Origin of the sequence: Shewanella carassii, assembly GCF_019670705.1 — a bacterium.
Lineage (GTDB): Bacteria > Pseudomonadota > Gammaproteobacteria > Enterobacterales > Shewanellaceae > Shewanella > Shewanella carassii.
This window is the reverse complement of sequence record NZ_AP024618.1, coordinates 3,239,705-3,264,610: the sequence shown is the minus strand read 5'-3', so window position 1 is coordinate 3,264,610 and position 24,906 is coordinate 3,239,705. Positions and strand designations below refer to the sequence as shown.

General features: G+C 52.2%; 20 protein-coding genes. 16 read left to right on the top strand and 4 right to left on the bottom strand.

Features of this window, described 5'->3' with window-relative positions; translation table 11 throughout:
* Nucleotides 1–26: 26 nt before the first annotated feature.
* From rbfA to rpsO, 3 genes are all read left to right on the top strand, one after another.
* The gene (gene rbfA, locus K5621_RS14780) at nucleotides 27–440 is read left to right on the top strand and encodes a 30S ribosome-binding factor RbfA (RefSeq protein WP_100144246.1); all 414 of its coding nucleotides are present in this window, start codon (nucleotides 27–29) and stop codon (nucleotides 438–440) included.
* Nucleotides 440–1,387 carry a tRNA pseudouridine(55) synthase TruB gene (truB, locus tag K5621_RS14775; protein ID WP_100144248.1) on the top strand — a complete coding sequence of 316 codons (948 nt, stop codon included), beginning with the start codon at nucleotides 440–442 and terminating at the stop codon, nucleotides 1,385–1,387. Before rbfA ends, truB begins: the two co-directional genes overlap by 1 nt.
* Nucleotides 1,388–1,488: 101 nt before the next feature.
* Nucleotides 1,489–1,758 carry a 30S ribosomal protein S15 gene (rpsO, locus tag K5621_RS14770; protein ID WP_100144250.1) on the top strand — a complete coding sequence of 90 codons (270 nt, stop codon included), beginning with the start codon at nucleotides 1,489–1,491 and terminating at the stop codon, nucleotides 1,756–1,758.
* A 111-nt stretch (nucleotides 1,759–1,869) separates the two neighbouring features.
* On the opposite strand, the gene K5621_RS14765 is transcribed toward rpsO, so the two are convergent.
* A complete protein-coding gene (locus K5621_RS14765) occupies nucleotides 1,870–3,924 on the bottom strand; it encodes a putative bifunctional diguanylate cyclase/phosphodiesterase (protein ID WP_221049623.1) in 2,055 nt (684 codons plus the stop codon).
* A 200-nt stretch (nucleotides 3,925–4,124) separates the two neighbouring features.
* Between K5621_RS14765 and pnp the strand changes: the two genes are divergently transcribed.
* The 10 genes from pnp (at nucleotide 4,125) to deoD (ending at nucleotide 17,320) form a co-directional block, all read left to right on the top strand.
* Nucleotides 4,125–6,227, top strand: coding sequence for a polyribonucleotide nucleotidyltransferase (pnp, locus tag K5621_RS14760; RefSeq protein WP_071238059.1), 2,103 nt, complete (start codon nucleotides 4,125–4,127; stop codon nucleotides 6,225–6,227).
* Nucleotides 6,228–6,380: 153 nt separating this feature from the next.
* The gene (nlpI, locus tag K5621_RS14755) at nucleotides 6,381–7,280 is read left to right on the top strand and encodes a lipoprotein NlpI (RefSeq protein ID WP_221049622.1); all 900 of its coding nucleotides are present in this window, start codon (nucleotides 6,381–6,383) and stop codon (nucleotides 7,278–7,280) included.
* 99 nt (nucleotides 7,281–7,379) lie between these two features.
* On the top strand, nucleotides 7,380–8,963 hold the full coding sequence (gene prfC / locus K5621_RS14750) for a peptide chain release factor 3 (RefSeq protein WP_221049621.1): 1,584 nt from the start codon (nucleotides 7,380–7,382) through the stop codon (nucleotides 8,961–8,963).
* A gap of 227 nt (nucleotides 8,964–9,190) precedes the next feature.
* The gene (locus tag K5621_RS14745) at nucleotides 9,191–9,988 is read left to right on the top strand and encodes a TatD family hydrolase (protein ID WP_167387676.1); all 798 of its coding nucleotides are present in this window, start codon (nucleotides 9,191–9,193) and stop codon (nucleotides 9,986–9,988) included.
* A 176-nt stretch (nucleotides 9,989–10,164) separates the two neighbouring features.
* Nucleotides 10,165–11,460, top strand: coding sequence for a NupC/NupG family nucleoside CNT transporter (locus tag K5621_RS14740; RefSeq protein WP_100144262.1), 1,296 nt, complete (start codon nucleotides 10,165–10,167; stop codon nucleotides 11,458–11,460).
* 296 nt (nucleotides 11,461–11,756) lie between these two features.
* Nucleotides 11,757–12,671, top strand: a complete 915-nt coding sequence (locus K5621_RS14735) for a nucleoside-specific channel-forming Tsx family protein (protein ID WP_221051210.1) — start codon at nucleotides 11,757–11,759, stop codon at nucleotides 12,669–12,671.
* Nucleotides 12,672–13,056: 385 nt separating this feature from the next.
* Nucleotides 13,057–13,830, top strand: coding sequence for a deoxyribose-phosphate aldolase (gene deoC / locus K5621_RS14730; RefSeq protein ID WP_221049620.1), 774 nt, complete (start codon nucleotides 13,057–13,059; stop codon nucleotides 13,828–13,830).
* Nucleotides 13,831–13,973: 143 nt separating this feature from the next.
* Nucleotides 13,974–15,314 (top strand): thymidine phosphorylase, encoded by a 1,341-nt coding sequence (gene deoA / locus K5621_RS14725; protein WP_221049619.1) that lies wholly within the window; start codon nucleotides 13,974–13,976, stop codon nucleotides 15,312–15,314.
* A 1-nt stretch (nucleotide 15,315) separates the two neighbouring features.
* Nucleotides 15,316–16,533, top strand: coding sequence for a phosphopentomutase (locus K5621_RS14720; protein ID WP_044733933.1), 1,218 nt, complete (start codon nucleotides 15,316–15,318; stop codon nucleotides 16,531–16,533).
* A gap of 76 nt (nucleotides 16,534–16,609) precedes the next feature.
* Nucleotides 16,610–17,320, top strand: coding sequence for a purine-nucleoside phosphorylase (gene deoD, locus K5621_RS14715; protein ID WP_039033651.1), 711 nt, complete (start codon nucleotides 16,610–16,612; stop codon nucleotides 17,318–17,320).
* A 96-nt stretch (nucleotides 17,321–17,416) separates the two neighbouring features.
* Here the strand turns inward: deoD and K5621_RS14710 are convergent, their stop codons facing one another.
* Nucleotides 17,417–18,490 carry a YtjB family periplasmic protein gene (locus K5621_RS14710; protein WP_221049618.1) on the bottom strand — a complete coding sequence of 358 codons (1,074 nt, stop codon included), beginning with the start codon at nucleotides 18,488–18,490 and terminating at the stop codon, nucleotides 17,417–17,419.
* 78 nt (nucleotides 18,491–18,568) lie between these two features.
* Between K5621_RS14710 and serB the strand changes: the two genes are divergently transcribed.
* Both serB and K5621_RS14700 read left to right on the top strand, forming a co-directional pair.
* Nucleotides 18,569–19,546 (top strand): phosphoserine phosphatase SerB, encoded by a 978-nt coding sequence (serB, locus tag K5621_RS14705; protein WP_221049617.1) that lies wholly within the window; start codon nucleotides 18,569–18,571, stop codon nucleotides 19,544–19,546.
* A 91-nt stretch (nucleotides 19,547–19,637) separates the two neighbouring features.
* A complete protein-coding gene (locus K5621_RS14700; RefSeq protein WP_221049616.1) occupies nucleotides 19,638–20,558 on the top strand; it encodes an alpha/beta fold hydrolase in 921 nt (306 codons plus the stop codon).
* Here the strand turns inward: K5621_RS14700 and K5621_RS14695 are convergent.
* A complete protein-coding gene (locus tag K5621_RS14695; protein ID WP_221049615.1) occupies nucleotides 20,525–22,939 on the bottom strand; it encodes a PilZ domain-containing protein in 2,415 nt (804 codons plus the stop codon). The two genes, K5621_RS14700 and K5621_RS14695, sit on opposite strands and share 34 nt — an antisense overlap.
* 168 nt (nucleotides 22,940–23,107) lie before the next feature.
* Here K5621_RS14695 and radA point away from each other — a divergent pair, with 168 nt between their 5' ends.
* Entirely contained in the window at nucleotides 23,108–24,472 is a 1,365-nt protein-coding gene (radA, locus tag K5621_RS14690; protein ID WP_100144277.1) for a DNA repair protein RadA, read from the top strand.
* Between the two features lie 35 nt (nucleotides 24,473–24,507).
* Here the strand turns inward: radA and K5621_RS14685 are convergent, their stop codons facing one another.
* Complete coding sequence (locus K5621_RS14685; RefSeq protein WP_100144279.1) at nucleotides 24,508–24,876, bottom strand: PilZ domain-containing protein; 369 nt, start codon at nucleotides 24,874–24,876, stop codon at nucleotides 24,508–24,510.
* Nucleotides 24,877–24,906: the final 30 nt, after the last annotated feature.

Sequence of the window (24,906 nt, the reverse complement as noted above, 5' to 3'; positions counted from 1 at the left end):
CCTTGTTGATTTTGGGGAAGAATACTATGGCAAAAGAATTTAGTCGTACCCGACGTATCGCCCAGCAACTGCAACAGGAGCTGGCGCAGGTATTGCAGCGTGATATGAAAGATCCTCGTGTAGGCATGGTCACTGTCAACGACGTGGAAGTCTCACGGGATCTGAGTTATGCAAAAGTGTATGTCACCTTCTTTGAAGAAGACCCGGTCAAGGTCGATGAAAAGTTGGCTGCACTCAACAAGGCAGCGCCTTATGCCCGCACCCTGGTTGCCGGTAGAATGAAGCTTAGGGTGATGCCAGAGCTGAGATTTGTCTATGACAAGTCACTGGTCGAGGGGATGAGAATGTCTAACCTGGTGACCGAGGTCATCAATCAGGACAAGGCCAAGCAGCAAACCTTTGGCACCGAATCCCACGACAAGGATGAGGAAAATAACTGATGGCGCGTCGTCCCAAAGGCCGTTTGGTCGATGGTATCGTCCTGTTGGATAAAGACACAGGCATGAGCTCCAACTTTGCCTTGCAAAGGGTAAAGCGGATCTACAACGCCGCCAAGGCCGGCCATACCGGCGCGCTGGATCCTCTGGCGACAGGTATGCTGCCCATCTGTCTTGGCGAAGCCACCAAGTTTTCCCAGCACCTGTTGGATGCCGATAAACGTTATCTGGTGACAGCCAAGCTTGGGCAGCGCACCGATACCAGCGATTCTGACGGCGAAGTGGTACAAACCCGGCCGGTTGAGTTTTCCATGGCCCAACTGGAACAGGCGCTGGAGCATTTTCGTGGCGATAGCATGCAGGTGCCTTCCATGTACTCAGCGCTCAAGTATCAGGGCCAACCCTTGTACAAGTACGCCCGGGAAGGCAAGGAAGTACCCCGTGAAGCTAGGCCTATTCACGTCTATGAGCTCAAGTTTATCTCTTGGGAGAATGATGAGCTGACGCTGGATATTCACTGCTCCAAGGGCACGTATATTCGCACCATAATAGATGACTTGGGTGAAATGCTTGGTTGCGGCGCCCATGTGATCATGCTGCGCCGCACTCAGGTGGCGGGTTATCCCTATGAGCGCATGGTTAGTTTGGCACAGCTCGAAGCCTTGCTGGAACAGGCCATGACCGAAGAACGGGTGCCTTCCGAACTGTTGGACCCTTTGTTGCTCCCAATGGACACAGCGGTAGCCGACCTTCCAGAGTGCAATGTTCCCGATGCCATGGCTGGTTATCTGCTCAATGGTAACCCGGTGCGGGTCGCCAAGCTGGAGGCCGATACTCTGGTGCGGATCACCTTGGGTGACGACAAGCGCTTTATCGGTGTTGGCATGATGAATGATGATGGTTTGTTGGCTCCCAAGCGTTTGGTCGTACTGCCAGAAGCAAAAAACTGAGCTCGACTTGCGATCTACAGTCCTTGGGGTTATTATGTCGCGCCCTTTGGCTGAGTTAGTGATCGGCTGGGGAAACTATCAAGACTATTTTGGAGAGACACATGTCACTAAGTACTGAAGCGAAAGCGAAAATCCTGGCTGAATTCGGCCGTGGTGAAAACGACACAGGTTCTACTGAAGTTCAGGTTGCACTGTTGACTGCTCAGATCAACCACCTGCAAGGCCACTTCAAAGAGCACACTCACGATCACCACTCTCGTCGTGGTCTGCTGCGTATGGTTAGCTCTCGTCGTAAGCTGCTGGCTTACCTGAAGCGTACCGACGTTGCTCGTTATACTGCTCTGATCCAGAAGCTGGGTCTGCGTCGCTAATCGCGAACTGTACCCAAAGAAGAGGAGGCCTTGGCCTCCTTTTTTTGTGTCTGTTCTAAGGCGATTAAGCTATGAGAGACTTCCCCCCGGTGTGCCATCCTTAGTAACCATTTAGCTTAACTGACCATCGAGATCGAGGATCCTGGCGTTATGGGGGACGATATACTTGGCTTCAAATTCTTCCAGTGGCAGAGGTTGACTGAAATAGAAGCCTTGGCCTATGGCGCAGTGGTTTTGCTTTAACCACTCCAGTTGCTGCTCGTTCTCAATGCCTTCGGCGACAATTTTCAGATCCAATTGCCGCCCCAACATCAAAATAGTGGAGGCTATTGCGCTCTCTTGCGGCAGATCGGTTACAAAACAGCGGTCAATCTTCATGGTGGTGATTGGTAGGTGTCTTAGGTAAGAGAGGGACGAGTAACCCGTGCCGAAGTCATCGACGGCAATACCGAATCCTGCCGATTTAAGCTGCTCTAGTTTGCTGATTGCCAGTTCAATATCATTCATCAGTGAGGTCTCGGTGATCTCCACTTCCAGTAATTCAGGCTTTATTTGATAGCGCAGCGCCATCTGTTTGATATCCGGTACCAGGCTAGCATCGGCAAACTGTTGCGAGGCAACATTGACGGCAATAATGGTGCTAAAGTTGTAGTGCTTTTGCCAACGTCGTAGCACTCTACAGCTTTGTTCTATGACCCAACGACCGATAGGGATGATGATCCCGGTTTCTTCCGCTACCGGAATAAACGACATGGGGCTTATCAGACGACCATCTTTTTGCCAGCGGATCAGCGCCTCGCATCCCACTAATTCGCCGGTTTCGATATTGACCTTAGGTTGAAAGTGCAGCAGGAATTCGTTGTTACGAATGGCGTCGTGCAGCGAGGCCTCGGTGCGCAGCCTCACCGCCGCCCGCTCTGTCATCTGCTGCTTGAAGAAGGCCCATTGGTTGGAGCCTGCGGCCTTGGCGCTGTACATGGCGATATCGGCGTGACGAATAAGGTCTTCGGCGCTCAGACCATCTTCCGGATAAATGGAAATACCTATGGATGCCGCCGGATGAATGGCATGTTCATTGAGCTGCACCGGGGTATTGAGTTGGATCAACAGTTTGTCGACAAAGTCGGCGGCTTGGGTTGGTGATTGAATTTCATCGGCCAGGATCACAAACTCATCACCGCCGAGGCGGGCCACAGTGCCCTTGTCCCCAACAACCCGCTCCAAGATACGGGCTATCCTTGCCAGAAACTGATCGCCCACCGCATGCCCCAGTGAGTCGTTGACGTTTTTGAATCTATCGAGGTCAATAAACAACAGACTGAAGTTGCGTTTATGTACCCGGGCGCGTTGAATGGTAACGGCTATGGTTTCCAGCAGTAAGGTACGGTTAGGTAGGCCGGTGAGCGGATCCCGGGTCGCCATTTTGCGCAGCTTACCTTGAGTCTTGCTGAACTGCTTGAGGATCTGGTTGAACTTGGAAGTCACCAGCCCCAATTCATCATCTTTGTGATTGGCCGACACCGGCAGCATGTTTTCATCCGGAGATTCCGGGTCAATCTTGTCTATCGCTTCACTGATCCGGGCGATGGGCTGAGTCAGGAAACGGTGGAACACTATGGACAGCACCAGAGTCAGAAATAGCGCTCTGGCCAAGGTTGCCGTAAAACTGAATTGCAGTTGTCTGATCAGGCTTTGGGTTAGCTCCCGAGTATCATAGTTGATGGTGAGCGTGCCTATCAGTTGCTCCTTTTGCGCGCCTTCAAAATAGAAGGGTCTCAGCAAAGGTCTTGAGATCTGTTTAAGATCGCCAAACAGTTTGAGACTGATATCTCCGAATGTATCTGAGTGTTCGGGAAGACCGCTGCCGAGATTAACGAATAGGGAGTTATCATCCAAAGTGATCTTGGCCGAGCCGACATGTTCTACCTTCATCACCCCTTCAAGGGTTTGCCGGGCCAGATTATCATCCAGCGCCCAGACAGCATTGGCGGCCGGCTGCTCCACAGAATCGAGCAACTCTTGTTGACTGCTGAGTAATGATTGTCTCTCAGTCTTTACCACAATGGCTATTTCGATGATAAAAATGGCAACGGCAAAAAAAAGCGCGGTGAAAACCACCAGGTTGGTTTGCTTCCAAGTGAGTGATTTAAACCTGGCAGTATTCATCTGCCTCTTCCTGCTTTGTGAGCGATATCTATATTCAAGGCTAGTCCAAATTGGTAGCAATGCCGCAACTTGTGGCTGATATAGTCCACTTTAGAAAAAAGAAGCGCCTTTGTCATCATCTGGCACTCTTTATCTATTCAAGAGGTTTGCAGTATACTTACGCGCGAAATTCAAGGTTATTAAATTAAGGAATGGGTCAAGTGAATCCTATTGTAAAAAGTTTTGAGTATGGTCAACACACAGTCACTCTGGAAACAGGGGTTATTGCACGCCAAGCCGATGCAGCCGTTCTGGCCAGCATGGGCGATACTACAGTTCTGGTGACTGTGGTTGGCAAGAAAGAAGCAGACCCAAGCCGTGACTTTTTCCCGCTGACTGTTAACTATCAGGAAAAGACTTACGCAGCCGGTAAGATCCCTGGTGGTTTCTTCAAGCGTGAAGGTCGACCATCTGAAGATGAAACACTGATCGCCCGCCTGATTGACCGTCCTATCCGTCCACTGTTCCCTGACGGCTTCACCAACGAAGTCCAAGTGATCATCACTGTGGTTTCTGTTGATCCACAGATCGAGCCAGACATTGTGGCCATGATAGGTACCTCTGCTGCTTTGGCTATTTCCGGTATTCCATTCAATGGTCCTCTGGGTGCGGCACGTGTCGGTTACATCAATGGCGAATATGTGCTGAACCCTGGTGCAGAACTGCGTGAAAACAGCGAGCTGGATCTGGTTGTTGCCGGTACCCAGAGCGCCGTGCTCATGGTGGAATCTGAAGCCAAGGCCCTGCCTGAAGAAGTAATGCTGGGCGCCGTGGTATACGGTCACGAGCAGCAGCAGGTGGTAGTTAATGCCATCAATGAACTCAAGGCCGAAGCCGGTAAGCCTGCTTGGGACTGGACGGCTCCTGTTGCCAACGAAGAGCTGGTTGCCAAGGTTAAGGCGCTGGCCGAAGAAGGTCTTACTGCCGCTTATCAGATCATCGCCAAGCATGAGCGCCGCGATGCGGTAGTTGAAGTCAAGAAAGCCGCTATCGAAAAGCTGCTCGAGGAAAACCCTGAGCTGGATCAGCGTGAGCTGGACGGCCTGCTGGGTAGCCTGGAGAAGAAAGTGGTTCGTAGCCGCATCATCAAAGGTATGCCTCGTATCGACGGTCGTGAGCCTGATATGGTGCGTGCCCTGTCTGTGATGGCCGGCGTGCTGCCACGTACTCACGGTAGCGCCCTGTTTACCCGTGGTGAAACTCAGGCTCTGGTGACCTGTACTCTCGGTACTGAGCGTGATGCGCAGAAGATTGACTCCATCATGGGCGAGCGTACCAACCGCTTCATGCTGCACTATAACTTCCCTCCATACTCTGTCGGTGAAACCGGCATGGTGGGTTCACCCAAGCGTCGTGAAATCGGTCACGGTAAGCTGGCATGGCGTGGTATCAACGCAGTAATGCCTTCTGCCGAAGAATTCCCATACAGCGTGCGCGTAGTATCTGAAATCACTGAATCCAACGGCTCCAGCTCTATGGCGTCTGTGTGTGGTACTTCTCTGGCGCTGATGGATGCCGGTGTACCTATCAAGACTTCTGTTGCCGGTATCGCCATGGGTCTGGTGAAAGAAGGTGATGACTTCGTGGTACTGTCTGACATTCTGGGCGATGAAGATCACCTGGGTGACATGGACTTTAAAGTGGCCGGTACCCGTGATGGTGTGACCGCACTGCAGATGGATATCAAGATTGAAGGTATCACTAAGGAAATCATGGAAATTGCGCTGCAGCAAGCCTATGGTGCCCGTGTGCATATTCTCAATGTAATGGATCAGGCTATTGGCTCTGCCCGTGACGATATCTCTGACCATGCTCCACGTATCACTACCATCAAGATCAACCCTGAGAAGATCCGTGAAGTGATAGGTAAGGGCGGTGCAACTATCCGTGCACTGACCGAAGAGACTGGTACTACCATCGAGCTGGAAGACGACGGCACTGTGAAGATTGCTTCAAACAATGCCGATGCCACCAAGGAAGCTATCCGCCGCATCGAAGAGATCACCTCTGAAGTGGAAGTGGGTCGTATCTACAAGGGTAAAGTTATCCGCATCGTTGACTTCGGTGCCTTCGTTAACATTCTGCCCGGTAAAGATGGTCTGGTACACATCTCTCAAATCGCTGAAGAGCGTGTGGCCAACGTATCCGACTACCTGCAACTGAACCAGGAAGTTACCGTTAAGGTAATGGAAGTGGATCGTCAGGGCCGTGTACGTCTGTCTATCAAGGAAGCACAACAAGCTGCTCCAGAAGCAGCCGAGTAAGCTTTCATCGCATGAGAAAAGGAGACCTTAGGGTCTCCTTTTTTATTGCCACCACTTAAATTATCTTGGATTTGCCCGCGTTGGCGGATAGCGTAGCCACGGCTGTATTGCTATGATTGAGCCTGCATTGGGATATGACAAAGGAAGGATTGGATGAGTTTTAATCTGCGCGCCGCTGTGTTTTCTGTACTGGCCGGAGCCAGTTTGCTGACTTCGGGATGCGCTTCCCTGCCGGCGTCTGAAACCAACAGTGAGCTGTTGGTCGCCCCTGTTTTGCCTGACTATAAGTTGGAAGTCACTCTGGCAAAACTCAACGAGATTCTGGCCAGAGCCGAACTGACCACAGAGCAACGGGCTCGTTTTCATTATGATCGCGGCGTTATATACGACAGCGTTGGCTTGAGGATCTTGGCTCGCATCGATTTTCATCAAGCGTTGAAACTGCAACCGGATTTAGCCGATGCCTATAATTTCCTTGGCATCTATTACACTCAGGAAGGTGAGTTTGAAAGCGCCTACGAGGCGTTTGATGCGGTTCTTGAATTATCGCCCGAATATGATTATGCCTTTCTCAATCGCGGAATTGCGCTTTACTATGGCGATCGCAAAGAGCTTGCCGCCAAAGATATGGAAAGCTTTTACCTCAAGGATGAAAGCGACGGTTACCGGGCGCTGTGGTTATATTTGACCGAATATGAACTCTCACCTCAAGAGGCGATTGCAAGGCTGCAATTCAACCGCACCCGTCTGGATGACAATGCCTGGGCGACAGTGTTGGTTGACTTCTATCTGGGCGCGGTTGATGAGTCTCAGGTATTTGCCATGGCCAAGAGCGGCCTGACTCATCCCAAAGAGTATGCCGAGCGTTTATGTGAAGCTTATTTCTATCTCGCAAAGTTGGCCGCGGAACAGGGAAATAAAGATAAGGCGGCCGATTATCTGCGCCTGGCGCTGGCCACCAATATCTACGATTTTGTCGAGCACAGATATGCCAGAATGGAACTGGCATTGCTGGAGCAAACGCCGGAACCCGTGCAACAGACGGCTAACTGATCTGCCTTTATCTGACAATCAAAGGCCTTGCCTAGCCAAGGCCTGAGGGAGGCGCTATAATTTGCGCCTTTTTCAAGCGTCATAAGTGTACGGAAGAACATGTCAGGTATTAAAGTCGAAGTGGATAAGCGCCGCACCTTCGCCATCATTTCTCACCCGGATGCGGGTAAAACCACCATTACAGAAAAAGTCTTGCTTCATGGCCGCGCCATTCAATCTGCCGGTACAGTAAAAGGCCGTGGTTCGTCTCAGCATGCAAAATCTGACTGGATGGAGATGGAAAAGGAGCGGGGGATCTCGGTCACGACTTCTGTGATGCAATTCCCCTATAACGACTGCCTGGTTAACCTGCTGGATACCCCCGGCCACGAAGACTTCTCTGAGGATACCTACCGTACCCTGACAGCGGTGGACTCCTGTCTTATGGTTATTGATGCCGCCAAAGGGGTTGAGGACAGAACCCGCAAGCTGATGGAAGTGACTCGGCTGCGTGATACCCCTATCGTCACCTTCATGAACAAACTTGACCGGGATATCCGCGATCCAATGGAATTGCTCGATGAAGTGGAAAACGAGCTCGATATTCTCTGTGCTCCGGTCAGTTGGCCCATAGGTTGTGGTAAGTCTTTCAAAGGCGTTTACCATATCCACCGCGATGAAACCATTCTGTATCAAACCGGTCACGGTCACACCATTCAGGAAGTACGGATAGTCAAAGGGTTGGATAACCCTGAGCTGGATGAAGCCGTTGGCAGCGATCTGGCCGCGCAGCTGCGTGACGAGATGGAGCTGGTAACCGGCGCCTCCAATGAATTTGATCTCGAACTGTTCCTGAGCGGCGAGCTAACACCTGTGTTCTTCGGGACCGCCTTGGGTAACTTCGGGGTCGACCATATGCTGGATGGCTTGACCGCCTGGGCGCCCAAGCCTATGCCAAGACAGACTACTGAACGTTTGGTCGAAGCCGGTGAAGAGAAGTTTTCCGGTTTCGTGTTTAAGATCCAGGCGAACATGGATCCCAAGCACAGAGACAGAATCGCCTTTATGCGCATCGTTTCCGGTAAGTACACCCAGGGCATGAAGATGAAACATGTCCGTATAGGGAAAACTGTCAGCATCTCCGATGCGGTAACCTTTATGGCCGGTGACCGTGAGCGCGCCGCCGAAGCCTATGCCGGCGATATCATAGGTTTGCACAACCATGGCACGATTCAGATAGGTGATACTTTTACCCAAGGGGAAGAGTTGAAGTTCTCCGGGATCCCCAACTTTGCGCCAGAAATGTTCCGTCGTATTCGCCTTAAAGATCCACTGAAACAGAAACAGCTGTTAAAAGGTCTGGTGCAACTCTCGGAAGAAGGGGCCGTGCAGGTTTTCCGTCCTCTGGATACCAATGATTTGATTGTAGGGGCTGTTGGGGTACTGCAGTTTGAGGTGGTAGTCGCCAGACTCAAATCGGAATACAACGTGGAAGCCATCTATGAGGCCATCAACGTGGCAACTGCGCGTTGGGTTTACTGTGATGATGCCCGTAAGTTAGAAGAGTTCCGTCGTAAGTGCTCCACCAACCTGGCGTTGGATGGTGGTGACAACCTGACTTATATTGCTCCGACCATGGTTAATCTCAATTTGTCCGTGGAGCGCTATCCGGACATTGAGTTTGCCAAGACTCGGGAACATTAACTATAAAGGTGGAGCTTGCTCCACCTTTTTTATTGGGATGTTGTTGAGAGATCTTCTGATGTTGTTTATTCAAAAGTGCTGGCAAAGTTACATACGCTTTTGTGATCGTTTGGGACTAACTGAAGAAAATCGGCGCTGCTGTATGCCGAGACTCAGCGATCCTCCACTGCAAAAAAGAGCACAAACGTCTGATGGTCAAGAAAGGCCAAAAGAGGGCGAGCGGCATGATCTTTGACTCCCATGCCCACTTGGATTTCAGTGACTTTGATCATGACAGATTGGCCTTGATAGCCGCGATGAAGGCTGCCGGTATTGGTGGGGCCATTATTCCCGGTGTCAGCCGTGAGCATTGGTCAAAGCAGAAAGCGATTGCTCACCAACTGCAATTGCCTTTCACCTTAGGGATACATCCTTGGTATTGCCCGCAAACGCTTGTTGATTGTGATCTTTCTTTGGCTGCGCTCAAAACTGAACTCACGACCGCGAATGACTCTCTGTTGGTGGGAATTGGTGAGTGTGGTTTGGACAAACCCAAGGCCGAACTTGCGCAAGACAATCCGGCGCATGTCTCTTGGAACCGTCAATACCGGGTGTTGGAAGGGCAGTTGGCCTTGGCCGAAACATTGAACCTGCCGCTGATACTGCATTCGGTGAAGACTCACAATGAACTCTTGGGCATGTTGAAACAACATTCGTTGCCGCGGGGGGGCGTGATCCATGCGTTCAATGGTTCTTACGAAATAGCCACGGCTTATCTGGATCTTGGCTTCAAGCTGGGGATCGGTGGTTTGCTGCTCAATAAAAATGCAAAAAAGTTGCGTGATGTTGTTGGCAAATTACCGCTCGATGCCCTGTTAGTGGAGACAGATTCGCCCTCAATGACGCCGAGTATCCTATCGGAAAAACGCAATACCCCATTGACATTGGTACAAATAATCGCCGAATTGGCAAATTTGCAGAAAAATACTAATGTTCTAATATCAGAACACTTGCAGCAGAACTTGATGCAACTGTTTGAGCTTTAGTTTTTTTTAATTAAACAGGTGTAACTCGCATTCGGCTGTGTGACTAAACTTTTGAAAATTAACTTCAAAAACTTGATCAAAACGACGATTTTGCCCCGGAGGTCGGGTATAATCTTGCTCGGAAAAAGGTTGGTTAACAACATAATTAAAAAGCGTTAACAATAGGGTGATGGTTAATGAATATACTTATGAGCTTGGTAGGGGTGGTCACCCTACTCGCGATTGGTTTCTTGTTGTCAAACAACAAGAAGGCAATCAATCTTAGAACGGTTGGTGGTGCACTGGCGATTCAGGCCGCTTTCGGTGGTTTTGTGCTGTATGTGCCGGTTGGTAAAGATATCCTGAAAAGTATATCCGATGCTGTTTCCAGCGTTATCGGTTATGCACAAAATGGTATTGGTTTCCTGTTTGGTGATTTGGCTAACTTCAAAGTCGGCTTTATCTTCGCAATAAACGTACTGCCAATCATAGTGTTCTTCTCCTCTCTGATCGCAGTGCTCTATTATCTGGGCATCATGCAGTGGATTATCCGCATCATAGGCGGCGCCTTGCAGAAGGCTCTGGGTACCAGCCGTACCGAATCTATGTCTGCTACTGCCAACATCTTCGTGGGTCAGACAGAAGCGCCGCTGGTGGTTCGTCCCTTCATTCCTACCATGACTCAATCTGAGCTGTTTGCCATTATGGTGGGTGGTCTGGCATCTATCGCAGGCTCTGTTTTGGCTGGTTACGCGCAAATGGGTGTACCGATCCAGTATCTGGTAGCGGCTTCCTTTATGGCGGCGCCTGGTGGTCTGTTGATGGCCAAACTGATGCATCCAGAGACCGAAACCGCCAAGAATGACATGGATGAACTGCCGGACGATCCCGATAAGCCTGCCAACGTGCTTGACGCCGCTGCAGCCGGTGCATCTTCTGGTATGCATCTGGCGCTGAACGTTGGTGCTATGCTGCTGGCCTTCATCGGTTTGATCGCCATGCTCAACGGTATCATTGGTGGTATCGGCGGCTGGTTCGGTGTTGAAAACCTGACGCTGGAACTGATCCTGGGTTACATCTTTATGCCGCTGGCTTACCTTATCGGTGTGCCATGGAACGAAGCCATGGTTGCTGGTTCTTTCATCGGTCAGAAGATAGTGGTCAACGAGTTTGTGGCTTACATGAACTTTGCACCCTACATCCATGATGCTGCTATGGCTTGTACTACAGTTGCCGCTGATGTCACTAAAGAGCTGCCTATGTGTGTGGCTGAAACTCAGGCGCCAATGACAGCCCGTACAATGGCGATTGTCTCTTTTGCTCTGTGTGGCTTCGCTAACCTGTCTTCTATCGCGATCCTGCTGGGCGGCTTGGGTGCAATGGCACCAAATCGTCGTCACGACCTGGCTAAACTGGGTCTGCGCGCTGTGGTTGCCGGTTCTCTGGCTAACCTGATGAGTGCGACTTTGGCCGGTTTGTTCCTAGCACTGTAAAGGTGATAGTAAATAGAGGTCTGGATCTGCAGGCCTCCTATTTAATCCAATCGATTTCCAAATTAGGTTTGCTTGACTCCAATGCCCGCTAAGGTAGGCAATGAGAGTTGGACAAGAGTGCAGATAATTCTGACTACAGACTTAAATTGGCATTTTTGTTCAGATAATAAAATTTAGTGTTCGTATTTTATTTAGTCTTTCTTGTGGTTTTGGATGGAGTAGGTAGAATGCGGGCGCCAATTAAAAGAATGCTGCTCCAAGAGGGTAGCGAGAACCAAAGATGAATGGGGTTGATGATGAAAAACGTTAAAACTTTAGCTTTAGCCGCTACTGCAGTCGCAGCCATGTCTGGCAACGCCTATGCTGCCGATCGTTCTGATCTGCACGGTAGTGACTACAAGTGGATGCAGTTTAATGCGATGTACTCTATTGATGAGCATCCAATTGCTGCCGGTTCCGATGCCGAACATAACTACCTGGAAATGGAGTTCGGTGGTCGCTCTGGTATTGTTGATCTGTATGGTTATGTCGATGTATTTAACCTGGCAAACAGCAAGTCTGGTGACAAGGTTGATGGCGCGAGCAAGATGTTCATGAAGTTCGCTCCTCGCTTCTCAATCGACGCCATGACTGGTTGGGATCTGTCAGCCGGTCCTATCCAAGAAGTTTACTTCTCTACTCTGTTTAACTGGGGCGGTGGCGCTATCACAGGCGTTTACGATGCCAAAGACCCAGATGGTAAAGACGTTAAAGTAGAGACTGAAGGTGATACTAACGTATCATTCTGGGGTATCGGTGCAGACGTTATGGTGCCTTGGCTGGGTAAAACCGGCATGAACCTGTACGCTACTTATGACTTCAATAAGAAGGATTGGAACGGTTATCAGTTCTCTATGAACTGGTTCAAGCCTTTCTACTTCTTCGACAACAAGAGCTTCCTGTCTTTCCAAGGTTATATCGATTGGCAGTTCGATATGGATGTTGATCCAAACAACTTCAACGCCTTTACTGGTAAGAACAATAACTCTTCTCATGGTGGTAACGTGTTCCTGGGGCTGTACTGGCATTCAGATCGTTACGCGGTTGGTTACGGTGCCAAGTACTACAACAGAATATATGGTGTGAACAATCAAGCGTTCGCCGATGAGTTCTGGGGTGGTTTGGATACAACGGGTTGGGGCCACTATTTCAGTGTGACCTACAAGTTCTAAGTTGTGATGGGGGCTGCCCTCAGGGCGGCCCCATTTTATGTGCTCTGACTTAATTTTTACCTAAGCCTGAGCTATAGTGAGTTGGGCTCGTTGAGCCCGCAATAATAGCCGGAAGCTGATTCAGCTTGTTTATGTAAAGGTTGACAGATTTCTCGCGTTAAAAGGGATTTTTCGCGGCAAGGCAAGGAACTCGAGTTCCCCCTTCCCGGTCTTCAAGGATTCAAGTCGTGATACTCGTTATCAAGGTTGAATACCCTATAAAGATGATTTGCAGTTAAATGCAGGCGTCGCCCGAAGGCCCGGCCATAACAATAACCACAAAAGCCCCTCTGGCGCTGCCAAGACAGATTTTTAATCCTTTGATTTTATGTCTCGGAGAGCAATTATGAGCGATTTAAAACTAGCAGCACAGCGCGCCATCCAACTGATGGACCTAACCACTCTGAATGATGATGATACCGATCAGAAGGTGATTGAGCTGTGTCATAAGGCCAATACTCCGGCTGGTCATACCGCTGCTATCTGCATCTATCCACGCTTTATTCCCATTGCGCGTAAGACTCTGGATGCCATGGGCGCCGATGATATTCGTATTGCCACAGTCACCAACTTCCCTCACGGCAATGATGACATCGCCATCGCCGTACTGGAAACCCGCGCCGCCGTAGCCTACGGTGCCGACGAAGTGGATGTGGTATTCCCCTATCGCGCACTGATGGAAGGCAACGAAACTGTTGGTTTTGAGTTGGTAAAGGCCTGTAAAGAAGCCTGTGGCGAAGATGTGCTGCTGAAAGTGATCATCGAATCCGGTGAGTTGAAAGACCCGGCGCTTATTCGCAAGGCTTCAGAGCTGTCTATCGATGCTGGTGCCGACTTTATCAAGACTTCTACCGGCAAGGTGCCGGTAAACGCCACTCTTGAAGCGGCTGAAATCATGTTGACCGTTATCAGTGAAAAGAACCCCGCAGTAGGCTTCAAGCCTGCCGGTGGTGTGCGTGATGCCGCCCAAGCCGCAGAGTTTCTCGGTACAGCCGAGCGTATCTTGGGCAGTGATTGGGTGTCCCCCCGTACTTTCCGTTTCGGTGCATCCAGTCTGCTGTCCAGCCTGCTACACACTTTGGATTTGGCCGATGCGCCTGCAGCCACTCAAGGATACTAATTCCCTCAGAGTGTGATCTAAGTCTATTTGGTGGCGTCAAAACTTGATTCGTTTCTGTAATAAAGTTACTACATGTTTTGACGTCCAACCCCAATACTGTGATGGTTATCTAGATTGATTCACAGTAGAAAGGAGGCAGTATCATGTTTCTGGCACAAGAAATAATCCGTAAGAAACGCGAGAAAATGGCGCTTTCCAAGGAAGAGATCCAGTTTTTTGTCAAAGGCATTACCGATAACAGCGTGTCTGAAGGTCAGATAGCTGCATTCGGGATGGCGGTGTATTTTAACGACATGAGCATGGATGAACGCATTGCGTTGACTACGGCCATGCGTGATTCCGGCACTGTGCTCAATTGGGACAGCTTGCAGCTCGACGGCCCCGTCATAGATAAACACAGCACAGGCGGTGTGGGCGATGTTATCAGCCTGATGCTCGGCCCCATGGCGGCAGCCTGCGGCGGGTATGTTCCCATGATTTCCGGTCGTGGTCTGGGCCACACAGGTGGCACTCTGGATAAGTTTGATGCCATTCCCGGCTATCAGACAGAGCCCGACAGCGAACTGTTCCGTAAGGTGGTTAAAGAGGTCGGTGTGGCCATTATAGGTCAAACCGGCGATCTGGTGCCCGCCGACAAGCGTTTCTATTCCATTCGTGACAACACGGCCACTGTCGAATCCATTCCGCTTATCACCGCCTCTATTCTGTCGAAGAAGCTGGCTTGTAGCCTGGATGCGCTGGCGATGGATGTCAAAGTGGGCAGCGGAGCCTTTATGCCGACTTATCAGGCATCCGAGGAACTGGCTCGTTCTATTGTGGCGGTTGCCAATGGTGCAGGTACCAAGACCACGGCGCTGCTGACAGATATGAACCAGGTGCTGGCCTCCTGCGCCGGGAATGCGGTCGAGGTGCTCGAGGCGGTGAACTTCCTTACCGGCAAATACCGTAATCCGCGCCTCTACGAAGTCACCATGGGACTTTGCAGTGAGATGTTGCTGCTCGGAGGCTTAGCCGCCAATGAGTCCGAGGCCCGCAGCAAGCTCAACGCCGTGCTGGATAACGGCAAGGCTGCCGAGATCTTCGGCCGTATGGTTTGCGGACTGGGTGGCCCGGCCGATTTTGTCGAACACCCTGAGAAATACTTGCCCCAAGCCAAGATTATTCGTCCTGTATATGCCGAGCGTTCAGGTTTTGCTTACAGCATGGATACTCGTGAACTCGGCTTGGCTGTGGTCACACTGGGTGGTGGTCGCCGTAAGCCTGGTGATGCCCTGGATTACAGTGTCGGCCTGACACAAGTTTGTGCCCTGGGACATGAAATCAATGCCGACAAGCCGCTGGCAATGGTGCATGCCCAGTCAGAAAGCGCCTTCGAAGAAGCCGCTGCCGCGGTGCGCCGAGCCATAGTCATTGGCGACAGCGCCCCAGAGAAAACACCGGAGATCTATCGCGCCATCCGCGCCGCCGATCTCCAGGAGAAGTAGTATGAAACGTACCATTATTTTAATGCTGGATTCCTTCGGCGTCGGTGCAGCCGGTGATGCTGCCAAGTTTGGTGACCTGGGTTCAGATACCTTTGGTCATATCGCCAAGGAGTGTGCCGAAGGCCGCGCCAACGATGGCCGTGAAGGGCCGCTGAAGTTACCCAATCTGAGCCGTCTGGGGTTGGCACATGCCGCCATGGAAAGTACAGGTCAGTTTGCCCCAGGGTTTGACGCCGATGTCGAGCTGATAGGCGCTTATGGTCATGCCGAAGAGCTGAGCTCAGGCAAGGACACCCCCAGTGGTCACTGGGAAATGGCCGGCGTTCCCGTGCTGTTTGATTGGGGCTATTTCAGCGACAAGCAAAACTCTTTCCCCAAAGAGTTGACCGATAAGATCCTGGCGCGCGCCGGCCTTGGCGGTTTCCTCGGTAATTGTCACGCATCCGGTACTGCGATTCTGGAAGAGTTGGGTGAAGAGCATATGCGTTCCGGTCTGCCTATCTTCTACACCTCGGCCGACTCTGTGTTCCAGATTGCCTGCCATGAAGAAAGCTTCGGCCTGGAGAACCTCTACCGTTTGTGTGAAATCGCCCGTGAAGAGCTTGAGCCATATAATATCGGCCGAGTCATAGCGCGACCCTTTGTTGGCAGCGGCGCCGCCGATTTTGCCCGCACCGGTAATCGCCGTGACTATGCGGTAGAGCCACCGGCGAAAACTGTGCTGGATAAGCTCAAAGCCGCCGGCGGCCAAGTGGTCAGTGTCGGTAAAATTTCCGATATTTATGCCCACTGCGGTATCACCAGCAAGGTTAAGGCCTCGGGCCTGGAAGCCTTGTTTGATGCTACACTGGAGCAGGTCAAGGCTGCCGGTGACAACACCATAGTCTTCACCAATTTCGTGGATTTCGATTCCCACTATGGCCACCGCCGTGACGTGGCAGGTTATGCTCGGGGACTGGAATACTTCGATGCAAGATTGCCTGAAATCCTGGCACTGCTGAATAAGGATGACTTGCTTATCCTGACCGCAGACCATGGTTGCGATCCTACCTGGGAAGGCACAGATCATACCCGCGAACATGTGCCGGTTCTGGCCTATGGCGCAGGTTTGAGTGCCGGCTCGTTGGGGCGTCGCAAGAGTTTTGCCGATATCGGCCAATCCATTGCCAGCTATTTTAAGCTGGAACCAATGGAATACGGCGAATCATTTATTCGCTGACAAGATTTGGCTCCCTCGCCGGAGTCGTCTTTAATAAACAGACTTGAGTCTCTATAAAACTAACGGGGTTATTTCGATGGCAACACCACATATTAATGCAGTTGACGGCGCATTCGCTGAAACCGTACTTTTCCCAGGCGATCCTCTGCGGGCCAAGTACATCGCCGAAACTTTTCTAGAAAACGTAGAGCAGGTTACCGACGTACGTAACATGCTTGGTTTTACCGGTACTTACAAAGGCAAGCGTATCTCTGTGATGGGTTCAGGCATGGGTATCCCTTCCTGCTCCATTTATGCCACAGAGCTTATCAAGGACTATGGCGTCAAGAACCTGATCCGTGTAGGCACCTGTGGTGCAATCAGTACTGACGTTAAAGTGCGCGATGTGATCATCGGCATGGGCGCCTGCACCGACTCGCAGGTGAACCGCCTACGTTTCAAAGGCCAGGACTTTGCTGCCATCGCCAACTATGAGCTGATGAGCGCCGTGGTTGATTCAGCCAAGGCTCACGGTACCAAAATTCGTGTAGGTAACGTGTTCTCTGCCGATCTCTTCTACACTCCGGATCCTGAAATGTTCGACGTGATGGAAAAGATGGGGGTACTGGGTGTGGAAATGGAAGCTGCCGGTCTCTACGGTGTTGCCCATGAATTCGGTGCCCGCGCTCTTTGCGTGGTAACTGTTTCCGACCATATCCGTACCGGTGAGAAGACCAGCTCTGATGAGCGTCAAACCACTTTCAACGATATGATCGTCATGACGCTGGACGCCGCGATTACCCTGTAATCCGGTAACCAACTGACATCATAAGGGCTCCCTCGGGAGCCCTTATTGTTTTTAAGCCTTTTCACTTATTCCTAGAGCGCGGCTCTGCAACTTATGCTAGTTCTCTGGTTGCTTGTTCTTTTCTGTACTTACTGGCTCCCGCTTCGGAGCAACTCCTGGCCAGGGCCGTTTACCGCGGGGATCGTCTGCATCGACAGGATCCGGGATCAAGCTATCGTTGGTTTGCTTGGCTTCGCCTTGGTTACTTTGGTCTCTTTGGTTACTTGGGTCAATTGGGGCCGCTGAAGTTTCAGCGCCTGTTTCTGTTTGGACTTTTTCCCCTGTTTTATTGTCAATCCCAGATTCAGTGTTTACCTCCGAGTGCTTTGGCCTGGCAGCCTTTATGGCCATGGCTTTGGCAGGCTTTTCTGCCTGTTTGGGAGAGGTATTGGTGTTGGATTCAGCATTAAGCTCGGTCTGGGAACCGCCGGTATCCGGGGCTGAATCTTGGCTTTCGGTGGCATTAGGTTCAATATCCGCGGCTTCCTTGGCGGTTGCTTTTTCCTGCTGTTTAAGCTTTTTACGCCTGCGTTTGACCCGGGTACGGCGGCGGTCAAAGTCGGCACGCTTGAACGACAAGGCCCGCGACAGCAATAGGCCGATAAAGCCTGCGACTATCAACATCAGTTGCTGCTGCTCCATATTCAGCTCGTGGGCTTCCTGGATCTCATTGAAAAACAGCTTGGGATCCAACCTGACTTCGACAAAGCCCAGGTTTTTACCTTGCTGGATCACCGGCTCGACATACGGAGGGTAGGGGACCAGCAGATCATCCAATTCCGGGGAATCCGGTTCCAGTCGCTCTGGGCTGACATCCTGGGCAAACGATAGTCGCTGGCCATCCTCGCTGTAGATAGTGGCCGCCATCACCTTGGGATCTTCCACCAGGGCGCTGGCCAGCCACTGCAACTGCTCATCATTTTGCAGCTGCAGCGCCGGGGCGGCCCCATAGGCAGTCTGTTGCACCAATAATCTGGCCATCTTTTGGGTTTGGGTCTTCAGAAGCCGTTGCCCTTGTAGTAGGCTTGTCTGCCACAGCTGGACCAGGCCGACCAGCAGAGTGACGGCTATGGCGATCTGCAGCAGTCTGCTGATCTTCTGGCTTTTTTTGAGGCCCTTGAACAATAACACTTTGTCCCTTAATCAAATTCGGTGTTTCCCTAATCATAATGGATTATGGGTATGCCCGATAGCCGGAGAGCAGTGACCATGGAGTCAGTCTTACCTTTTCCCCTGTTGGCCAGTCAGCGTCAGGATGGCGTCTATACCTTGAGTCTGCAGCAGCACACCTGGCCGGCTTTCAAGGAAGGACAGCATACCCAAGCCGAGCGACTGCGGCTGATCTTCAGTGAAAAGGCCGCGGCGGCTGTTGCCGACTTGCTTCCCGAGTTGGCACCGAGGGCGGTGGCGATTTTGCAGCGTAGGCAACCTTTGTATGGGCTCGAGGTGCAGCTCGAAACTAGCCCCTGTCAAGCCATGTTGCAACGTCTTGAGTCAATTGGCGAGCTGGATTACCTGCCCATAGCCGCGACAGCGAATTTACCGCAGCTTTCGACTCCAGGCCTGTTGGTGATGGATATGGACTCGACCGCGATTACCATTGAGTGTATCGATGAATTGGCGGCCGCTGCCGGCGTGGGCGCCGAGGTGGCACAAGTGACCGAACGGGCGATGCAGGGGGAGCTGGATTTCGAGCAGAGCCTGCGCCAGAGGGTGGCCAAGCTCAAGGGCGCCGACCAAAGTATTATTGATGATCTCTGTGCCCGCTTGCCCCTGAGTCCAGGGCTTGAGAGCATGGTAGCCGAACTCAAGTTCCATGGCTGGCGCACTGTGGTAGCCTCAGGTGGTTTTACCCCTTTTGTTGGTCATCTACAGCAGTTGCTTGGGTTGGATGCCGCCTTTGCCAATGAACTGGTAATAAGCGATGGCAAGTTGCTCGGTGAGGTTCGCGGTCAGGTGGTGGATGCCTCCTTCAAGGCCGATGTGGTGACAAAATGTGCCGAGCAGTGGCAGATAACTGCCGGGCAAAGGCTGGCCATAGGCGATGGCGCCAACGACATCCCCATGGTGCAGGCGGCCGATTTTGGTATCGCCTATCATGCCAAACCTAAGCTGGCTGCGGCGGCTGCGGCGAAGATCAATAAGCTAGGCCTGCAGGCATTACCTTTCTTGCTGCAAGGGCGCTGAAGCGTCAACCGTTAGAACTAGAGTGATTGCTCTTGTTTTTATGACCGGGTTTTATTAGCTTCTGCTTTATAACCCGGTGATGACACAATTCATGGAAACTGTACAGCAATCAATCTTTCTGCCTTATCGCGATGGTGAGCTGCACCTTCGAAAAATTTCTCCCGCTGCCGGTTTTCGGCATCAGATCCCGATTTTGATGTTGCATGGTGCCATGTCCAACGGCCGGGTATTTTATAGCAGCAGAGGTCGAGGTCTGGCGCCGTTTCTGGCTCAGGCGGGCTTTACCGTCTATGTAATGGATAGTGCAGGTCGTGGCCTCAGCACGCCTAAGCTGGCGCGTGGGTTTGAGCTTGGACAAGGCGAGGTTATCCGTGAACAGCTGCCCCTAGTGCAGCAATATCTGCTCGAAGCCGAGTCCTTGGACAAGCTGCATTGGTGCGCCCATTCCTGGGGCGGGGTGCTGATGGCCAGCGCTTTGGCCCGGTTTCCTGAACTGCAAGCCTCGGTGGCATCACTGCTAACCTTTGGCAGCAAGCGCACCATAAGAGTCAGGTCATTGAAAAAATGGTTGATGGTGGATCTTGTTTGGAACCGCCTGGCTCCTGGGATTGCCGCCAGTCACGGTTATCTTGCGGCCGACAAGTGGCGCATGGGCATGGATAACGAGAGCCAGGCCTCGCTGCAGCAGAGCATAGATTGGGTACGCGGTGATTGGATAGATCACGACGATGGTTTCGACTATGGCCGGGCTGCCGCCCGGGCCACTTGGCCCAAGAGTTGGTTTATCGCCGGGCAGAATGACACTGTACTCGGCAACCCGGAAGATGTGTTGGATATGATGGCCGAATGCGGTTTACAGGATAGCCGTTTTACCCTGCTGTCACGGGAAAATGGCAACCGCCACGACTATGGTCATGCGGATATGCTGACCCATGTGGATGCACCAAACGATCACTTCAACAAGGTGCTCGCCTGGTATCAGGGGTTTGAACTTTCCAGCGTCAGTGGCTGAGCCTCAGGGTTCAGTTCCTGGTAGCGCAGCAAGACTTCGTTGCTGATCTCCAGAAACTCGCCAACGCCGACCACTCGCCATAGCATCTCTTCGAGCTTCTTGGCCTTGTGCTTGGCATGGACACCTATATATTCCAACTCGCGGCGAATATAACCCAGATCCGGTTTGCCGGCGGCGCCGCGATAGACTTTCAATGCCATAAAACGGCCAAGCGATTGCGCCTGACGAATAAAATCTATTTGAGCCTGACGTCCCGCCAGTTCGTCTCGAGGAATACAGCGCAGCCGCAATTGGCCACTGGATTGTCCCACCAATTGCACAAAGACCTCGAAGCTGTCCATGGCCATTTGCGGCTTCATCGCCCGTATCGGGCCGATAAAGTCGCGCTTCAGTCGGCCGTCTTGCAGTAAAGGTTCGAGATTGAATTGCAGCTGCTCTGTGCTGCTATTAGCGAATAAATCACTGGTGGCGTTGGGCTCTACACCGACCCCTAGCGCCGAGATGCAAAAAGACTTGGCCGTTTTTTCCAACAGGAAAGGCACTGAGTGCAGTTTGCGCATCAAGAGATTTTTCATTCCCTCTGCCAGCTCTTTGACCTCAGCGTTATCTTCGGTCAATTGCTGAAGTTTCTTGCGGTTTTGCTCTATCAGTCTGCGCAAAAACTCCACGCCCGGGTGAGGTGTGTGGCCCATCACCGCGGCCAGATGCAGAGTGACGCCGTTTTTGCGGCTACGTACCAAGCGGTAGGGCAGCGCCTGCAATTTTGCCTTGGGCGCCAGTTCCTGCAGCTTGGGAAAGCTCAGCAACAGCGGCTCTTTGGGGTTAAGACTGGCGTTGTCATCCAGATTCAGCTGCAGGCCGCGACTGGAAATATCATGGGTGAATCCTGTGTACTGCTGTTTGCCCTGACTGATATTAACCAGGGTCTTAAAGGAGAACCTGGCCTCCTGGCGCCTTTCGCTAAAATACAAAGACACCAGCCGGATACTGTTGGTGGTGATTTTGGCTTGGCCAAAACGCTTGAGTTCATTGACATCCATCTTGAATGGCCAGCGGCGATACTCCTCGGCTGCCTGCTCGTCGGTCACATCCATCAGTTGCAGTATGTGGCTGTATTTTTGCAGCTGTTGCTCTGTCAGCGCCGAATAGTTGCTGTCATCCCCCGGGAGCATGGAGGCCTTGTAGGAACCCTGGTGGTCTATGGCATCCAGGCTCACCTGAATCACCTTCCAGCTGCCCTTGGTGGCACCAAAACCCAAAAATAGAGGTTGCAGGCGGCTTTTTTTCAGCTCGCTGAGACTGGCCGAATAAAAGTACAGCTGACCACGGGCATTGTAAGTAAAGCTGAACAGCAATCTGTGCTCGGCGTTGTCCGGCTCGGCGAGCATGGCCGCCAGTCTCTTTGAGGTCAAGAGTCCCGGCAATTGGTTGATATCGGCTTCATCGAGAAAATCGTGCAGCAGTGCCTGATTGTCTCGACTCAGCAGCAGTGCGCCAATGCTTGGGGTTCCCTGGCTGTCCCGCTCGATAAACAGCGGCAGATGAGGCAGATGCGCCAGATAATGGCGCTCGAACCCTAATCCTGTGGCTGTTACCAGCACATCATTGACATCCACCTTGTAACGGAACTTATAACCACGGATCAGGTTGGCGAGCAGCTCGGAGAGTTGTTCACTGCCGCCGATGCGTTTGAGTCGCATCCAGCAGGCGTCTTGCTCTGTCTGGGCATCGACTATCTGGTAATCGACTCCGAGTTGCAGATCCCGGTAATAATATTCATCGCTGAGATCCAGCAGCTTGACCCTTAGCGGCCGGTTAAGATCTAAGTTGTGTCTGGCGGGCAGGCGCACTCTGGCACCACCCACCGAGAGATCTGCAGTATTGCCGCGTATTTCCTCTCTGCCGGGTTGGGAAACCGCAATTCTGATACTGTAGTTCATCCGCTCTTCGCTACGGTTGAAGTAGCGCCCCAGGACGATTCCGGGTACCTGATAGGGATTGTCTTGATCTTCTTGACCGCGAGGCGCTTGCTTGAGCCGCTGGCGCCGCAGATGATGCGTTTTCATCACCTGCTCGTACACTCCCATGGTGTACTGGCCGCGGTACAGCGCCAAGGCGGCATCGAAGGCCTCTTTGGCCGGGGCATCGAGATAATGGCGTTGGTCGGCAAAAAGATACTCTTGGCAGGGCAGTTCCGACTTGTCTCTGAGGTCAATGATCCTCAGGCAGGAGGAGGCTAGGCGCTGGATCTCCATTTTCAACAGAAAGCGGGTCGAGTTGGACTCTTCGGCGGTGAGCTGCAAGAAGAGCTCGTTGAAGTCCGGCTCCATCATCAGGGGCTTGAGTTGTTCAATCAGGGCGCTATGGTGATCTGGGCTCATGGACTCGCTCTTTAAATGGGTGCTTATTCTTGTGCTGACTGTTAGTCTTATGTCGGCCCGCTTTTGGGAAGCTTGAACCCAATTCGGGATTATCACGCTGAAAGTATCACTTTGAAAGTGCAATTATTTTAATTAACTATTACAGATTTTACACAAGTTTGAATTCAGATGGCGAAGAATAAAACAGCATACGTGTGCAACGAATGTGGTCAGGACTTTCCCCGTTGGCAGGGACAGTGCAGTGCCTGTCATGAATGGAATACCATTACCGAAGTCAGGTTGGGGGCGGCTACGCCATCCCGGGGCGGCCAGTTCAGCGGTTATGCCGGTGCCGGTGCCAGTGAGATCCAGACGCTGGATCAGATAGATCTCAACGAAGTGCCACGGATCCCCAGCAGTTTTGTCGAATTCGACCGTGTGCTCGGCGGTGGCATAGTCGCTGGCAGCGCCATTCTGATTGGCGGACATCCGGGTGCCGGTAAGAGTACCCTGTTGTTGCAGACCCTGTGTCAACTGGCCGAAACCATGCCGGCTCTCTATGTCACCGGCGAGGAATCTTTGCAGCAAGTGGCGATGCGAGCCCACCGTTTGGGGCTGCCCACCGGACGTTTGAAGATGTTGTCCGAGACCAGTGTCGAGACTATCTGTACTGTGGCACTGCGGGAAAAGCCCAAGGTCATAGTGATAGACTCGATTCAGGTGATGCATATCAGCGATGTGCAGTCCTCCCCCGGCAGCGTGGCTCAGGTTCGGGAATCTGCCGCCTTTTTGACCCGTTTTGCCAAGCAAAATGGCATTGCCATCATCATGGTGGGTCATGTCACTAAAGACGGCTCCCTGGCCGGTCCCAAGGTGCTGGAGCACTGCATAGATTGCTCTGTGATGTTTGAAGGGGACAGCGATAGCCGCTACCGTACCCTGCGCTCCCACAAGAACCGCTTCGGTGCCATCAATGAGCTGGGAGTGTTCGCCATGACGGAGCGGGGACTCAAGGAAGTGGCCAATCCATCGGCGATATTCCTGTCTCGTGCCGATGAAGCCGCCTCCGGCTCGTTGGTGATGGTGGTTTGGGAGGGCACCCGGCCTTTGCTGGTGGAACTGCAGGTGTTGGTAGACAGCTCGGCACTGTCGCATCCGCGGCGGGTCGCTGTGGGGATGGATGCCAACCGTTTGGCTATGTTGCTGGCGGTAATGCACCGCCATGGCGGCTTACAGATGTCGGATCAGGATGTATTCGTCAACGTGGTTGGTGGTGTCAAGGTGACCGAAACCAGCGCCGATTTAACGCTGCTGCTGGCCATGGTTTCCAGCTTCCGTGGTGATATTCTGCCCAGGGATCTGGTGGTGTTTGGTGAAGTGGGGCTTTCCGGCGAGATACGTCCTGTGCCCAATGGCCAGGAGCGTTTGGTCGAAGCTGCCAAGCACGGCTTTACCCGGGCGATTGTGCCCAAGGCCAATATGCCGAAAAAGCCGCCTATGGGGATGCAGGTGATAGGAGTGAGTAAGCTCAGTGAGGCGCTAGGAGCTTTGTGAGTAATAGCCCTGTAAAGGGCGAAACAGGAGCCGCCTTAGCGGCTCTGTTCATGCTCGGCGATAAATTGCTCCAACTCCCGGTGCAGCAATGAGGCATCGCCCAGGTTCAACTCCAGCAGCCTTCTCAAGTGACTGATGCTCTCGACATCGATGAGGGCGCACTTGAGGCCCAACCGGCCGTTACGGCGATGCACAAGTTCGGCCTCCATGCTGAGTTGAACCTCGGACTGAGGCAGGCTAAAACTTAGCTCCAGCACACCTTCGGGAGCGAAATCGGCAGGTTCTTCTACCAGAGCGCCGTTGAGGCAGAGATCCAGCAAGTGGGTGTCCCATATCTTGTCACCGCAGCTCAGCTGGGCATCCAAGGAAAACAGGATCCGTGAAAACTTGCGCTTGTCGTCCATATTCAGTCCTTTAATTCTTGGTCTGTCCTT